Origin of the sequence: Candidatus Tumulicola sp. (assembly GCA_035601835.1) — a bacterium.
Classification (GTDB): Bacteria; Vulcanimicrobiota; Vulcanimicrobiia; order Eremiobacterales; family Eremiobacteraceae; genus DATNNM01.
Genome location: DATNNM010000009.1, coordinates 19,142 through 33,114, shown reverse-complemented (window position 1 = coordinate 33,114; position 13,973 = coordinate 19,142). Strand labels below are relative to the sequence as shown.

Genomic DNA, 13,973 nt, shown 5'->3' with positions numbered 1-13,973 from the left:
CGACGAAGTGGATCGTGCTCAAGGAATTTACCTACCCGTCGGCGTTCTCGGGGCCGATACGGTTCCAACGTGGCCAGCACATCGATGACCCCGCGACCGCCTACGATATCCAGCTCGCCGGCGGCGAAATTCGCGCGATAGCGTGAGCCCAAATTCCGAGAGCCCGTATGGCGATTTTTTCGCCCAAGCCTTGCGTTGGGCGCGGAAAGGCGATGTCGTGCTGACTCGGGAGAACCTCGAGCGCTTCCAACACGCCGGGCATCGGTTGTCAACGAAACGTCGTGAACGCATCGACGCGGCACTGCGCCGCAACGGACGCGCGCTCGACGAAGGAGTTGCATAAGTGATTTCGGGCAGCGAATTTGTGGTGGCCGTGGCTTTTAAAGCCATGTCGAGCCTCGGCGTCACCGCGACGCGCGACGCCGCAGCGATCGCTGGCCTTAACCGACAAGTCGTCGGACTCAACCGGAACATCGCCCTCACGGGACGCTCCTTACCGGCTGGCTGGCAGGGCGCCGGCCCATTCTCGAACATCGCTCGGGGCGCCACGATGGCAAAGGGGGCGTTGGCCGGTCTCGGTGCCTTGGTAATCGGCGGCGGACTCGTGGCGGCCGTCAACAACGCGGCTGATTTGGAACTCGCCCTGAAAAAAATTCAGTTGGCCAGCGGTGCCACCGGCGACGAAATGGCCAACATGAACACGCGAGTGGTGGCGCTTTCCGCCGCGACCGCGCAAAGCGCTACAACGATCGCTGGGCAGATGCTGGCCGTCCTTCAGGCCGGCATGTCGTTCAAGCAACTGAATTCCGAGGTCGGCACAACGCTGATCAAGTTCGGCGATATCATGCAGCTCACGCGCGGTATGAATCCGGCTCAAGCATCAACCATGGCCGTGCAGATCGCCCATCTTTTCGCGAAGTATCAGCCCGGCGAGATCAAAACGATGACGGACCTGATATACAAGATGCAGCAGGTCCAACCGGAGGGCCTGAATCGCGTACTGACGCAGTCTGCTTATGGCGTACCGTTTGCCAGCGTGGCCGGCGTGTCGATCAAAGACACGATGATGTTGCTCACCATGATGGGCCAAGTCGGACTCTTGCGCGGTAAGGGCGGCACCGGACTGGCCAACACGATTTTGCAGTCCCTCGGAGTTCAGCAACTCACGGGGCACCGGCAGGCCGCACGCGATAAGGCCAAAGCAGCACTCGGGCTGACGATTGGTGGCGCGGACCAATTCATGAAGCCCGACGGCAGCGTGGATGTGATGAAGATTCTCCACATCGTTGCTGCTGCCTCGCTCGTGCTACCGAGAAAAGAACTCCTCAAGGACATCTACAACACGTTCGGCATGCAAGGCGGTCGCTTCGTTGCGACGATGATGAGGCCGGAAGCCTTGGAGCAACAGCAGAGAACGTGGACCCGCATGGGCCAAATGGAGGGCCTGGATGAGGCGCAGCGCAATGTTCTGCGCAGCACGTTCCGGGGAACCATGCAACTCATCACTACTGACATCGCAACCGACCTGGGTCAGATGGCGCTCCCCGTTCTGCAATATCTGCACACCCCCATGAAGAGGATCTCTGATCAGCTCGGTCGCCTGGGTGTGTTTTTCGCCACGCACAGGGATGTGGCGATAGCCGCATTTACGACATCGCTTGTAGCCGCGGTCGGATCGGCTACCTATGCTTCCATCTGGTTGCTACGGCTTGCGGGCTCGATCAACACCGTCGCCTTGGCCTCGGCTCGCGCGACTGCGGCCAACGCGACGAACGTGGCCAGTGGATTCCGCGGCAAGTCAGCTCTCGGCGCTATGAGTTGGGCGTGGGGACTTGGGCCAGCGGCCGAGGGCGCCGCGGCCGGCGGTGCCGGAGCGGCTGGTGGAGGATTGCTGCGGCTCCTCGGACCCGTAGGCGTCATCATCGGATTGCTCGCGCTCGCCAAGAATCTGCCCGACATTTCCGCGCATGTCAAACAGTGGTGGTTCGCGAGCTGGCCGAAGGTCGAGTACACGATCGCCTACGGCATTGGTGCGACAGCGCGTCTGCTGGTGCAAGGCCTTCAGTACATGTTCCAACAGGGCATGGGGGCCATCCGAGGTGCGTCGTCACCGAAGGGCATGGTCGCGGCGATGCTGTTGGCCAACCCGCTGACATCTGCCGCTGGCCAGACGTTGCTCAGTCAAGCGATCGATGACGCCATGGCGAACGTGCCTAAACCGAACTGGGCAAATATGAAAGCGGCCCAGGCTTGGGTTCAGTATGGCTGGGACCAACGCGACTTCGCCAAGGGAATGCCGCACCTCACCGGCTGGCAACTTCCGAAAGGGTTTGCGAACACCGCCGGGCTTCCGGGCCAATTCCACGTCGAGGTGATTTTCAACGGTCCGGTGAGCCAACCAAAAGACGTCGCCGCCAGTGTGGAAAAAGCGATTAGCGACAGCCTTGTCAAGTTCGGGAAGTTTGGTGCCAGTAGCACCGGAAGCCGCAGTCCTATCGGTAATCTGCTGTTCGCCGGCGGAACGAGCGGGTTCTAGATGAATCAGCTCCACGCTAGCGGGATCTTTGTCCGTCAGGCATTCGCGCATCTCGGGTACACTTGCGCGGTTGTCAAGTACACGGTCGCGTGGTCTATCGGCCGGGCTGCGCGCTTCTTGATGCAGGCCCTAGGCATCATCCGATGATCTCCCTGCACGGGTCCGCAAAGAAGCCGGCCCTCCTCGACCCGGGCGATAAGCCGCTACGTTAAAAAGGGCGATTATCCGGCGCGCAAGAAAGCGAAAGTCTTCAAAGCAAAAATCGCGGTGAAAAAAAACCAAAGCAAATGATTACCAAGGTCGCCCTGCCCTGCGCCCTCATGCTGTTCGCAGCAGGGTGCGCCGCGCCCCGGGAGCCGCGTGTAGTGACGCCACCTACGCCAGACCGCGGCGCGTACGATGTAGTCCAGCGATGGGATATTCCTTGCGGTGGCTACGGTGGGTTTGGGGAACGTGTCATCGTGCGCTCACATAAGGTCGCCGATCTCATCGCGGCGTATCACAAGTTCATAGCCGTCGTCGGTAGCGGGAGCGATCGGTGTATCACGTTTATTGCCTTCACGTCCAAGGCGGACGTTGCCGTGGATATGGCCCCCTTCGACCAGCAGACGGACGCTAAGGTGAACGCCATGGTCGCACACCGTTTGATGTACGTCAACAATCCCGGCGGTGAGGAGTGGCTCGAAACGCCCAACAAGGCTGATCCCCAAGGTTACGTCATTCACCGGATCCGAGGGAAGTGATTTCGATGAGGATTAAACCGTTGGTGTCAACAGGCAGACAATCGCCCTAAAAAGATATCGCAATCTTACCCGATCTACCGAAAGACAACAGCGAAGCGGGTATTGTTAGCGTAAAGCTGCGCTTGCCGCTAGGCACCTCAAAAACAATGTCGGACGTGCGCGGAACGCCGGGCTGCACTTGCGAGTCTAGCCACGACGCATTCTTGTCACCCGTCATTGCGAGAGCAGCATCACCCGTATCCGAGGTCTGATAGACGGTTCCGCCGCCGTCGGTCAGCGTGCATACGGTCGGATTCACGGTCCGAGTGCGGTGGGTGTTGTTTACCATCGCCAGCGAGATTATGACGTAGACCCCGTTGGCACGTGAGCCTCCCATTGCCGGATCGCCAATGGTGTGTGTGGCGCGGACATGCGAAAGCGTGTAGACAACGCCATTCACCTCCACCGATTGGTCGGCCATCGCGCTCGTCGTGTGCAGTGACGCCACGATAAGAGCCAACAACGCCCAACGTAGAGTCCTCATGGCCAGACCCTCCCCATCTCTGAACCCAATACCAGAATGGCTACGACCCACCTCCTAGACCATTTGTGGACGCAGTGTCCTGTCGGCGCCGCAGACCGCCGCCTCTGCGGCGCGCACTGAAGGGGCCGACCCCACAGGCATGGGAAGCGGCCTTGGGACCGTCGGTCCCCCGGGGTGGTCCACCAACGTCCGTGAATACAGTAGGGTATAGGAGGTATATTGAGACACAAAGGCAAACGCGAAGGGGTGAAAACCAGCCTCTACCTGCCGAAGGACCTGTTGGAAAAGTTCCGCATCATCGCATGGTACGAACGTAAAAATGCGTCCGAGCTCATGAGAGAGTTAATGCTCACTCACGTTTCTCGCTACAAACGCATTCCACGTAAGCCCTAAGGAGGTTCGAGGCACGCTTCGTTTCGGAAGGAGAACCACCGTGGCTGACTACGATGCTCTACAGGCCCTAGCGTTCAACGCGATTAGCAAGACCATGAAGACAACAGAGGACGACGAGGAAGCTGCCGACTATGCCGCCGGCCTGGCCTACCGCATCCTCTACAAGGAAGGCGACAACGAACTGCTCGGCGGCTGCGACGGCAGCACCCAATTCGCGGTGGGCTTCGACACTGCGATGAGGATATGCGCCGGGCTCACGGATGATCCGCTCGCAATTCCTCGGACAGAGGTCAAATTTGCATTCGACGACGCAAGGGTGTTGCTGGACGAGTGGCGAGACGATTTGAGGTATGCGAACGTGGCTCGCCGTCGGAAGATCGCATAGGGGCGTTGGCCGATGCAAAAACCAACGTCAAAATCCGATGAGGCTTCCAAGGTCATCGCCCTGCCCGTTCAAGTCGATCACCTCGCGGAAGCTCAAAAGCACCTTAACGCCGTGTACCAACGCCACGGCCTCGAGTCGCCGGCGCACTTACGTGAAACGACCGAGTCGGAGGCTATTCGGCCAGAGCGGCCGGGTGTGGTCCTTCAGTTCAGACCCAGGTCAGACAAAAACCGGTGATGCGTTCCAAGAAAATCCGTCTGGCCGACATGCCCGACTTTCTCGGGATCGCGGAGGCGGCTGCGGTTCTTCGAGTACACCGGACGACTGTTCGTCACATGCTCGACGACGGTCGCATAAAGTATCTTCAGTTGGGCCGCGTGGTACGCATTCCCAGAGCGCAACTGGAGTGTATCGGAAGGGAGGAGACTTCATGAACGAACCAACGGAGACAGTCAAACGAAAACGACACTACACCGGAACGCGTAAGCGTGAGCGACGCAACGCGGACGGATCCAAAGCGATCTACTGGGAGGGCAGAATCGTCGTCAGGGACAGCCTAGGCCGAGTTCGCCGGAAATCCGTCTACGGTAAGACCGTTGAGGAAGTCAGGGCCAAGATGCACGCCGAGCAGGGCAAAAAGATCGCGTCCTTCGACGCGCTAAATGAAACCGCCGGCGACTTTCTTGACCGGTGGCTGGAAACTCGACGCGGCCAGTGCCAAAGACAAAGCGTAGCGCACGTCGATTCGAGCTGGCACCCAAGACGCTCGATGCGCTGCGCGTGCATCAAGGAACACAGCGACCGAAGTCAGACTGGCTCTTTCCCGATGAGGCCGGTCGGCCACGCGACCAGGATTCGGTCAGACGCGGCATTTACAAACTCGTGAAAGCCGCCGAGCTGCCACCCATCCGAATCCACGATCTTCGACACACGTGCGTGACCCTATTGCTTGCGGCAGGCGTGCCGGTGCACGTGGTTTCTCAGCGGGTGGGGCACGCATCAGCAAAGATGACCCTCGACACCTACGCACACTACATGCCATCGATGCAAAAGCAAGCGGTGCAAGCAATCGATGCGATCTATGGCGGACTTCAAGCCGCTTAGGGGTACTTTGGGGTATTTCGCGATGAAGGTAAGACCTCAGAAGCGGCGGAAACTCAAATAGAATCCAGCATTCCCCGATAGCTCAGCTGGTAGAGCGTCTGACTGTTAATCAGAATGTCGTTGGTTCGAGTCCAACTCGGGGAGCCATGTGAGAACCCGCAAGGCACAAAGCTTTGCGGGTTTTCGGTTGATTTGCTTCAAAGTCTCAGAAAGTCAGGGCGGGAGAAACACAATGGGAAGCGTGCAGCTCGATGCCGTAATGAGGAACGTATCCGCCGGCCGATAAAAAGCGGATGGAGGCAAGAGCATGGGGCTAGACATGTTAGAGCTCATAATGGGGATCGAAGAAGAGTTTCAGATCGACATCGATGATGAAAAGACTGCCGAGCTTCTTACCGTAGGTGACCTTTATAACCTCATCGTGAGCGAGCTGGATAATGCGCATCGTCTTGGACGTGGCAAGAGCTGGACTAAGGAAGAAGCATGGGAAGCGATGTGTCGCGTCATAGTCGCGCAAATCGGCGTGAAGCGCGCCGAAATCAACAGTGAAGCGAGAATCGTCGCCGACTTGGGAGTTGACTAGGCTCTCTGTTTGCGGGTTACTTCTTCGTCCCGACAGCGCCCCGCTAGGTATACCTACGTCAAGCCGGAAAGGGCGTTGCTCACCAATCATCCGGTTACAAGAAGATTCCTGGAACACCTAACTTAAGGGGAACAATGATGGCACAAGCAATCTCCGTGCGGGACGCGATTCCCGTCATGCCTGGCGCGAGCGACGCGTACAAAAAGGCGCGAGAAGAGCTCTTTCGCGCCGAAGACGCACTTCGAGAACAGATCGGAACCGTTGCGGCCAAGCGCCGGACGCTTCCCGCCGGACCCGAAGTTCAGGACTACGCCTTCATGGCGGGCGAGCGGCGCGTCCGGCTATCCGAACTCTTTTCGCGAGGCTCCGAGCTGATCGTGTACCATCTCATGTATTGGGCCGACGACGACGAGTTCTGCCCGATGTGCTCGATGTGGATCGATGGATTGAACGGGGTTGCCAAGCACGTCGATCAGCGCGCCAACATCGTGGTGGCCACGCGAGCGCCCGTCGAGAAGCTGCAGGCGTGGGCGAAGCGCCGTGGTTGGGATTCGATTCGATTGCTCTCCGACGATGGTCCAACATTTGCGCGCGACACGGGCGCCGAAGACGCCAACGGCGATCCGGTCGAAACGGTCTTGGTATTCTCGAAGGATGGACCCGCGATTCGGAACACGTACGTCTCGCACGCGTTCATGTTCGGGCAATTCGGCGGCATCGATTTATTGAGCCCGGTGTGGCATTTGTTCGATCTGCTGCCGTCGGGCCGCGATGACTGGAGTCCCTCGAACGACTACGCCTAGTCGAGAGATTAATGCGCCGATTTCATTGGGGTCGGCGCTCTTCTGCGGGCGTTGCCTATAGCGACAATGTTTGTCGCTATTCGTAGCGGTTGTCCCGCTTTCCTCTCAAAATGAGAGGAGTGGGGATTGACAGGTTCCTCTCAAAATGAGAGGATTGTGTTTGTTAATACTTAACGGGTTTTAGATGCTGGTCGTAGGCGCGGCTGTGTTAGAAGAATACGCCATAACCTACCCTGACGCTAAGAGACAGCTAAAAACATGGTTGACGGTGGCGGAGGGGGCGGCATGGAGCAATATCATCGAACTCAGGAAGACCTATCCGCAAGCAGATTACGTCAAGCCGTACACGGTCTTAAACATCAAGGGCAATAACTACAGGCTCATCACAATAATTGATTATCAGCGCCAACTAATCAACATCGAGCAATTCTTGACGCACAGTTCGTATAATAAGGGAAAGTGGAAACGATGACGACCGCAGTCCGCGAGAAGTACCGCACGATTCTCACCGAGCGTCTGCCTCACGTGATCCGCACCCGCAAGGAGTACGACGAACGTCGGGCCGAGCTCAGCGCTTTCATGCTGGAGGAGAACGAGCTCGAGGAGAGCGGTCGGCACCTCGACGAGGCGTGTGGTGATTACCTTGATCTGCTCGTTGCGCTTATCGCGGACTACGATCGCCGCCACGTAAGAATCTCGAAAGCGACGCCGATCGAGGTTCTACATGAGCTCATGGAGGCCCGTGAAATGAAGCAGGCCGACCTCGCGCGCTTTACGAGTTCGAGCGGAACCGCATCGGAGATTTACCACGGGAAGCGGCCGATAAGCGTGAGTCTGGCGAGGAAGCTAGCACAGCATTTCAACGTTTCTGTGGCGGTGTTTATCTAGCACTTGGCGGGTTTTTCATTGCCAGAATCCATCGGGGGTGGTCACTCTTGCTACAACGCGCCGATTTGGTTATCATCAACGAATGAGAAGCGTAAGCGACCGAAGCGTGGAGAGCCGGGGCGGCCTCCGGACGAGCCAACAACGGAGCGGGTGTATTTCACATTCGGCAAAAGGCATGACGATAGAGCAGATGGCCGCCGAGATTGATGCCTTGCACGCCAAGCACTTCGGAGTAACCGATAGCGCTATTCCTGCAGTACCCGGTGAACGAAAGAGATTGCAATCGACCCTTCGCCGACGGCGGATGCGACGCGCTTGATGCTCCCGCCGCGCACGTCGCCGACGGCAAATACGCCCGGCACACTGGTTTCAAGCAAGAACGGCTGCCGCGCCAGGGGCCATTTGGAAGCGCGCAGATCCTCCGGCGATAGATCGGGACCCGTCTTGATGAAGCCTTTCTCATCAAGTGCGACACAACCGTCAAGCCAGCGCGTGTTCGGAGCGCCGCCGGTCATGAGGAACACGTGACTGATCGCGTGCTCTTCGCTCGCAACGGTTTCGCTGTTTTGCCAAGTGACCGATTCGAGGTGATCATCGCCTCGAAGCGCGGTGAGCTCAGTGTGCGTTCGCAGTTCGATCGCCGGCGTCTCCTCGATCCTGCGGATCAGATAGCGCGACATGCTCTCGGCCAAACCCGCTGACCTGACGAGCATATATACCCGCGACGCCGTGCGCGCCAGGAACACGGCTGCCTGCCCTGCGGAATTCCCTCCGCCTACGACGACCACTTCGTCTCCGGTGCACAATTGCGCCTCAACGAAGGTTGCTCCGTAGTAGATACCGGCGCCCTCGAAGCGGGCCAAGTTCTCTAAGCGTGGCCTTCGATACTCGGCTCCGGTGGCGATCACGATGGCACGCGCCGGGATGCGAGCGCCGTTGTCGGCTTCGACGATGTTTGGTTTGGGGCCGCACCAGAGCCGTTTGCCCGTCGCCATCAGCAATTGTGCGCCGAACTTTTCCGCCTGGGTGAAGGCCCGGCCGGCGAGCTCCTGCCCCGTGATCCCAGTGGGGAATCCCAAATAATTTTCAATGCGAGAGCTGGAGCCGGCCTGACCGCCTGGCGCGTTTGTCTCCAGCACCAGCACGTCAAGGCCTTCCGATGCGCCGTACACGGCCGCGGCCAAGCCTGAGGGACCTGCGCCGACGACGACCAGATCGCGCATGTGCGTTTGGTCGATCGTTTCGTTGAAGCCAAGGCAATCCGCGACTTTCTGATTCGTCGGATTTCGAAGCACGACCTGACCACGGCAGATCACCACCGGTATCTCGCCGGCCTCGATATGGAAACTCTCAAGCAGGTTCTGTACGTCAGGGTCCCGTTCGAGGTCGATGTAGGAATACGGATGGCCGTTGCGCATCAGAAATTCTTTGATGCGAAGCGTACCGGCGGAATGCGTCGATCCCAGGAGCACGACGTCACCCATACCAGCCGCTACCAGCTCCACCCGGCGGAGAATGAACGCTCGCATCAAGATCTCGCCAAGCTCGGCGTCGGTCTGCAACAACGCCAGCATCTGCTGACGATCGAGCTCGATCACCTCGCCGGACTTGGAGACGCGCAAGCGCAAGATGGCGGGCCGACCCGAGAGAGAGTTGACTTCGCCCGTGAACTTCCCGGGGCCGAAAACGGTGACAAGGGTTTCAGTCCCGGCCCAAAGGCGGACGACCTCGAGCTCACCGGAGACGACGACAAAGAACGGGACGGGGGTGGCTCCCGGTTCGTAGAGCACGGTGCCGGCTTGAATCGCGCGCACCCGCCCGTGTGGCGCAAAGCGACGAATCTGTTCTGGCGTCAAAATCGGAAAGACGTGTTCAGCGAGAGCGCTGGTTACCGGAAGTCCACTCATAGCGAACTCCCCTGCTTAGCTAGCTGCGCACGGCAACCTTTCATGCGGAGTCAAGGACCTTTCGTTTTTGCACGGAAGACGCGACCGCATCATGCAGACTTCTTGCCCGCCGCACACCGCAGCGCTGCTGCGCCATTTCGTCGATTTGCGCGACGGCACGCATCACGGCGTCACCGCCCGGTCGGATAAGGAACGCCTGTTCACCAAGGCCGTCGCCCTCGTCGATCCATACGCGCGCCAAACGCTCGAAGAATTAAACACATGTCTGTTGCTCGGTACCGGCGAGGTCACAGCGACCGGTGTTCAGCGCTCACCTAACGCAGGAGTTGAGGCGATTTGGGCGCTTTCCTGGCCACAGCAGAAGACCGCCGGCATCAACCCGATCATCATTCGCGCGTACTACGGCAGCGGTTTCCTCCATCCGCATTTGCGAAGCGGAACCGTCGGTGATTGGCCCCTCAACGTGTTCGATGAGGAGCAAGCGGCGGCGGAACTGCCCACGCTGCGTGCGATTGCGTCGACCGACATTCACAACCTCGTCTTTCAACTCCGCGGGGACGTACGCATCATTCCGGCGATCCTTTGAACGCAGACGTCATCGTGGTCGGTGCCGGCGCGGCGGGCTTGTCGGCTGCGCGGAGCCTCGCCGGCCGGTCGCTGCAGGTGATCGTACTGGAGGCGCGTGACCGCATAGGCGGTCGCGCGTGGTCGAAGCCGTCGGTGCGAAAAGCGGTGGCGGAGGAACTCGGCGCGGAGTTCATCCACGGCCGGGCCGAAGAGACGATGGCGTTGCTTCGCGATGCCGGGACTGCCGCGATCGAAACCGTCGGCGATGGGTGGACATGTCGCGAGGAGGGGGACCTGCGACGCGACGAAGCCGACTTGCGATCGGCCACCCGCATCTTCGAAAAGGCTCGCGCGCTCGCCGACGATGAGAGCGTCGAACGATTTCTGCGGCGCTTCGAGAACGACAAAGACAACCGCGAAGCGGTGCGAGCGGCGCGCGCATTCGTCGAAGGATTCGAAGCCGCCGATCCGGCGATCGCAAGCGTGAAAGCGATCTCGGACGAGTTGTGGTCGGGCGTCGATTTTGCGAGCGCGCGGCCGCTCGGCGGTTACGGGCCGATGTTCGAGCGCCTGCGCGACGCCTGCGCCGCCGCAGAAGTTCAGATCTCCTTGTCGACGATCGTGCAGCGGATTTCGTGGCGGCGCGGCGCCGTCGCCGTCGCTATGAAAAGTGAGTGGGGGGAAGCACGGACGATTCATGCGCGAGCAGCCATTGTGACGCTTCCGGTCGGCGTCTTGCGCCATAACGGCGACGAAACCGAGGTCGTGTTCGATCCCGACTTGCCCGCAGCTAAGCGCGAAGCGCTTCGGAACATCGAAATGGGCCACGTGGTCAGGGTAGGGCTTTGGTTCCGAACGGCGTTCTGGGAGCGGATTCGAAACGGACGCTACCGCGACGCAGCATTTTTCCGCTGCCTAGAGCGGCCGTTCGCGGCGTATTGGACGCAGTTGCCGGTGCGCAGCGAGCTGATCGTGGCGTGGGTGGGCGGTCCGAAGGCGACCGCATTGGGCAGCGCCTCGCAGGCAGAGCTCATCGAGCGCGCGCTCGACGGCTTTGGGACCTTGGTCGGCGAGCCCGCGCTCGCGCGTGAGGAGTTCGAAAGCGGTGTCATGCACGATTGGAACCAGGACCCGTTCTCGCGCGGCGCATACAGTTACGTCGCCGTCGGTGGCGGGGATGCGCGCGCCGTGCTCGGGGCGCCCGTCGACGATGCGCTGTTCTTCGCAGGCGAGGCGACATCGAATGATGGGCAAGGCGGCACGGTGAACGGGGCGCTTGAAACGGGTGAGCGCGCCGCCCGGGAAGCGGCGACCGCGCTCGGAGCCAAGGCAAAATAAGATGGCTGAAAACGCGTCGTCTTTCCTCACTCCGTGGTCGAGCTTCTACGTCATGACCGGCTCGTCGGCTGCCGCGCTGACCGGGTTGATGTTCGTCGTGATCACCCTGATCACCGGAGTGGAGCGCGTGCGAAGGAACCCAGACGGGATCTCGACGTTCAGCACGCCGACGGTGGTGCACTTCTGTGCGGCGTTACTCATCTCGGCGATCATCAGCGCGCCTTGGCACTCGCTGGTTCAGCCCGCCACGTTGATCGGACTTGTCGGTCTGTTCGGCGTTGTGTACGTGTTGCGTGTGATGCACCGGACGAGGCGGCTGACCTCATATAGTCCGGATCTCGAGGACTGGGCCTGGTATTCGATCCTGCCGTTGCTTGCATACGCCGCCATCCTCGCAGGCGGTATCATGTTTCCAGGCAGTCCGGTGAACGCGCTGTTCGCGCTCGCAGCCGGCGTCATATTCCTGATCTTCATCGGCATTCATAATGCGTGGGACATCGTGACGTACATCGTCACGGAACTCCTTCAGGAACCACCGAGTTCGAGCTAGCTACTTCGCGAGCGGGCCGAAGGTCCGCACGGGCTGGTAGAACTCGAAGGCGTCGCCGGTTTCGCCTACGGGTCCGATCACCTTCGTGGTCGCTGCGGATTCGCGGAACGCGGCCAAGCTCTCCTTATGTTCCCAACGGTGCATCAAGTAGCTGTGTGTTCCGTCATCCGCGCCAAACACCGCCGCACCGACAAACCCCGCCGGATGCGACTTTGCGATGACGTTCAGCACTTCATCGGCCCTCGCGGCGCTAAGGCTGAGTCTCTCGATCGCTGAAACGGTGTGCGCTCCCGGCTCGATCGTCGCATCGCCGGCGACCGCAGTGACGCGACATAACGACAAGTCGCGCTTTTCCACGGCTTCGCGATGTTCGCGTTCAAGGTGATGCTTATCCCAAGCATGCTGGAGCTTGGCATAGGCATCGTGTCCGGTGAGCCAGACAAACGTCGCAACGCGTCGTTTGTGTCGCGAAACGAAGATCGCGGCCGCCTTCACGTCGACCTCTTTGCCGAGCAACTCGATAAGCGTTTCGCTTGCGGCGATAGCCGCATCCGCGCGATCGCTTCGCGCGTGGACCAGCTCGACTGCCGTCCATTCGGTCGCCCCTGCGCGCAGCACTAGCGGCGGCCCACCTGCGCGGTGGTCGACGGGCGTATGCGCGCGCGTCTTGCGACTACTCATCTATGCTGCTCGCCTCGCTTTCTATGCGAATCGCGAGACGACGAAAAGCCCGCCGCCTATCGCCACAATGTCCTCCACAAGAGCGACCGCGAAATCCGGCGCCCCAAGGCCTTTGACCAACTGCGTTCTGGCCTCGTACCCTCCGAGAGTGCCCGCCACCGCGCCCAAACCGCCGAGAAGTGCTCCCGCTGCGGCAGAGTGCCGCGCCGCCATGCATAGTGCTGCTCCCGAGAATGCGCCCAAGACGATACGAGCAGCGAACACCGGCGGTGTTTTCCGGCTCGGCGTCTTCGGAAGCTTATCCATGATTAGTTCGAGAATCGCGAACGCTGAAAAGATGTAAGGAGTCAGCGCGTAGCCTAAGAAGGCCAACCAGCTATGTTGGAGATTGAGCCAGCCGAGGCGCGCAGCCCAACTGACGACCGTGGGCGCCATGAGCGACCGCTGCCCGGCGACGATGCCGAGCGCAAACGCGAGGATGAAGATTTCCGAGGCGTTCACCGCAAGAGCACGAATCTGCCGCCGTTGGTGAACAGGATGACGAGCAGCAACGAGATCAGCGTCAAGTCGTACGACCAGCCAAATCCATCTTTGCCCCAAAACCCGGTCTTCCACACGAAGATCTTTTTCTGGATCGCGCCGAGCATGACGAGGATCAATCCGATCGCGGCCAGCTGCTGGAGCACACCCAAGATAAGCGCAACTCCGCCGGCCAGCTCGGCCACGGCGAGGAAAACCGTGAAGCTCTTGGGCATTCCGATGCTTTTGCTGCGCGCGTCCGGATCCTTGAGGTCGTTGTAGCCGCTGTTGGCATAGATCGCGCCGGCCATAAGTCTAAGGAACAGCAAGCCGTAATCAGTCAAGTGAGCGAGCTGAAACATGCGCCGGTGACTTAAGAAGTTGTCGAGCGAATGCCTCCGGCGTGGCTTTCTGGGACACATAAGTACGACCCGCGCACAAAGATGGTTTGAA

Annotated in this window: 18 protein-coding genes and 1 tRNA gene; 14 read left to right on the top strand and 5 right to left on the bottom strand. The window is 59.9% G+C overall.

What is annotated here, in order from left to right; all coding sequences use genetic code 11:
* Positions 1-14: 14 nt before the first annotated feature.
* The 4 genes from VN934_03550 (at position 15) to VN934_03535 (ending at position 3,279) form a co-directional block, all read left to right on the top strand.
* The gene (locus VN934_03550) at positions 15-146 is read left to right on the top strand and encodes a hypothetical protein (GenBank protein ID HXM17866.1); all 132 of its coding nucleotides are present in this window, start codon (positions 15-17) and stop codon (positions 144-146) included.
* Positions 143-343: a hypothetical protein gene (locus tag VN934_03545; protein HXM17865.1), complete on the top strand. Its 201-nt coding sequence runs from the start codon at positions 143-145 to the stop codon at positions 341-343. The genes VN934_03550 and VN934_03545 overlap by 4 nt, the downstream gene beginning before the upstream one ends.
* Positions 344-2,536, top strand: a complete 2,193-nt coding sequence (locus tag VN934_03540) for a hypothetical protein (GenBank protein HXM17864.1) — start codon at positions 344-346, stop codon at positions 2,534-2,536.
* Positions 2,537-2,997: 461 nt separating this feature from the next.
* Positions 2,998-3,279, top strand: coding sequence for a hypothetical protein (locus VN934_03535; GenBank protein HXM17863.1), 282 nt, complete (start codon positions 2,998-3,000; stop codon positions 3,277-3,279).
* 46 nt (positions 3,280-3,325) lie between these two features.
* Here the strand turns inward: VN934_03535 and VN934_03530 are convergent, their stop codons facing one another.
* The gene (locus VN934_03530; protein HXM17862.1) at positions 3,326-3,766 is read right to left on the bottom strand and encodes a DUF4352 domain-containing protein; all 441 of its coding nucleotides are present in this window, start codon (positions 3,764-3,766) and stop codon (positions 3,326-3,328) included.
* Between the two features lie 469 nt (positions 3,767-4,235).
* Between VN934_03530 and VN934_03525 the strand changes: the two genes are divergently transcribed.
* The 7 genes from VN934_03525 to VN934_03495 all read left to right on the top strand — a co-directional run bounded on the left by VN934_03525 (position 4,236) and on the right by VN934_03495 (position 7,958).
* Positions 4,236-4,580, top strand: a complete 345-nt coding sequence (locus VN934_03525; GenBank protein HXM17861.1) for a hypothetical protein — start codon at positions 4,236-4,238, stop codon at positions 4,578-4,580.
* Positions 4,581-5,294: 714 nt separating this feature from the next.
* Positions 5,295-5,684 (top strand): site-specific integrase, encoded by a 390-nt coding sequence (locus VN934_03520; GenBank protein HXM17860.1) that lies wholly within the window; start codon positions 5,295-5,297, stop codon positions 5,682-5,684.
* A 71-nt stretch (positions 5,685-5,755) separates the two neighbouring features.
* Positions 5,756-5,831, top strand: a tRNA-Asn gene (locus VN934_03515).
* Positions 5,832-5,991: 160 nt separating this feature from the next.
* Entirely contained in the window at positions 5,992-6,267 is a 276-nt protein-coding gene (locus tag VN934_03510) for a hypothetical protein (protein ID HXM17859.1), read from the top strand.
* Between the two features lie 134 nt (positions 6,268-6,401).
* Positions 6,402-7,070, top strand: coding sequence for a DUF899 family protein (locus VN934_03505; protein ID HXM17858.1), 669 nt, complete (start codon positions 6,402-6,404; stop codon positions 7,068-7,070).
* A 184-nt stretch (positions 7,071-7,254) separates the two neighbouring features.
* Entirely contained in the window at positions 7,255-7,542 is a 288-nt protein-coding gene (locus tag VN934_03500) for a type II toxin-antitoxin system HigB family toxin (protein HXM17857.1), read from the top strand.
* On the top strand, positions 7,539-7,958 hold the full coding sequence (locus VN934_03495) for a helix-turn-helix domain-containing protein (GenBank protein HXM17856.1): 420 nt from the start codon (positions 7,539-7,541) through the stop codon (positions 7,956-7,958). Before VN934_03500 ends, VN934_03495 begins: the two co-directional genes overlap by 4 nt.
* 245 nt (positions 7,959-8,203) lie before the next feature.
* Here VN934_03495 and VN934_03490 read toward each other — a convergent pair whose 3' ends face one another.
* Positions 8,204-9,814: an FAD-dependent oxidoreductase gene (locus VN934_03490; GenBank protein ID HXM17855.1), complete on the bottom strand. Its 1,611-nt coding sequence runs from the start codon at positions 9,812-9,814 to the stop codon at positions 8,204-8,206.
* A 142-nt stretch (positions 9,815-9,956) separates the two neighbouring features.
* Here VN934_03490 and VN934_03485 point away from each other — a divergent pair, with 142 nt between their 5' ends.
* Genes VN934_03485 through VN934_03475 form a run of 3 tightly spaced genes read left to right on the top strand, consistent with a single transcriptional unit; the run spans position 9,957 to position 12,320 of the window.
* Complete coding sequence (locus VN934_03485) at positions 9,957-10,451, top strand: hypothetical protein (GenBank protein HXM17854.1); 495 nt, start codon at positions 9,957-9,959, stop codon at positions 10,449-10,451.
* The gene (locus VN934_03480) at positions 10,448-11,770 is read left to right on the top strand and encodes an NAD(P)/FAD-dependent oxidoreductase (protein ID HXM17853.1); all 1,323 of its coding nucleotides are present in this window, start codon (positions 10,448-10,450) and stop codon (positions 11,768-11,770) included. The genes VN934_03485 and VN934_03480 overlap by 4 nt, the downstream gene beginning before the upstream one ends.
* A gap of 1 nt (position 11,771) precedes the next feature.
* Positions 11,772-12,320 carry a hypothetical protein gene (locus VN934_03475; GenBank protein ID HXM17852.1) on the top strand — a complete coding sequence of 183 codons (549 nt, stop codon included), beginning with the start codon at positions 11,772-11,774 and terminating at the stop codon, positions 12,318-12,320.
* Here VN934_03475 and VN934_03470 read toward each other — a convergent pair whose 3' ends face one another.
* The 3 genes from VN934_03470 to VN934_03460 are packed head-to-tail and all read right to left on the bottom strand — an operon-like array spanning position 12,321 to position 13,882.
* Complete coding sequence (locus VN934_03470) at positions 12,321-13,001, bottom strand: hypothetical protein (protein ID HXM17851.1); 681 nt, start codon at positions 12,999-13,001, stop codon at positions 12,321-12,323. It abuts the gene before it with no gap.
* 21 nt (positions 13,002-13,022) lie between these two features.
* Positions 13,023-13,502 carry a DUF4126 family protein gene (locus tag VN934_03465; protein ID HXM17850.1) on the bottom strand — a complete coding sequence of 160 codons (480 nt, stop codon included), beginning with the start codon at positions 13,500-13,502 and terminating at the stop codon, positions 13,023-13,025.
* Positions 13,499-13,882 (bottom strand): DoxX family protein, encoded by a 384-nt coding sequence (locus VN934_03460; protein HXM17849.1) that lies wholly within the window; start codon positions 13,880-13,882, stop codon positions 13,499-13,501. Before VN934_03460 ends, VN934_03465 begins: the two co-directional genes overlap by 4 nt.
* Positions 13,883-13,973 lie beyond the last annotated feature (91 nt).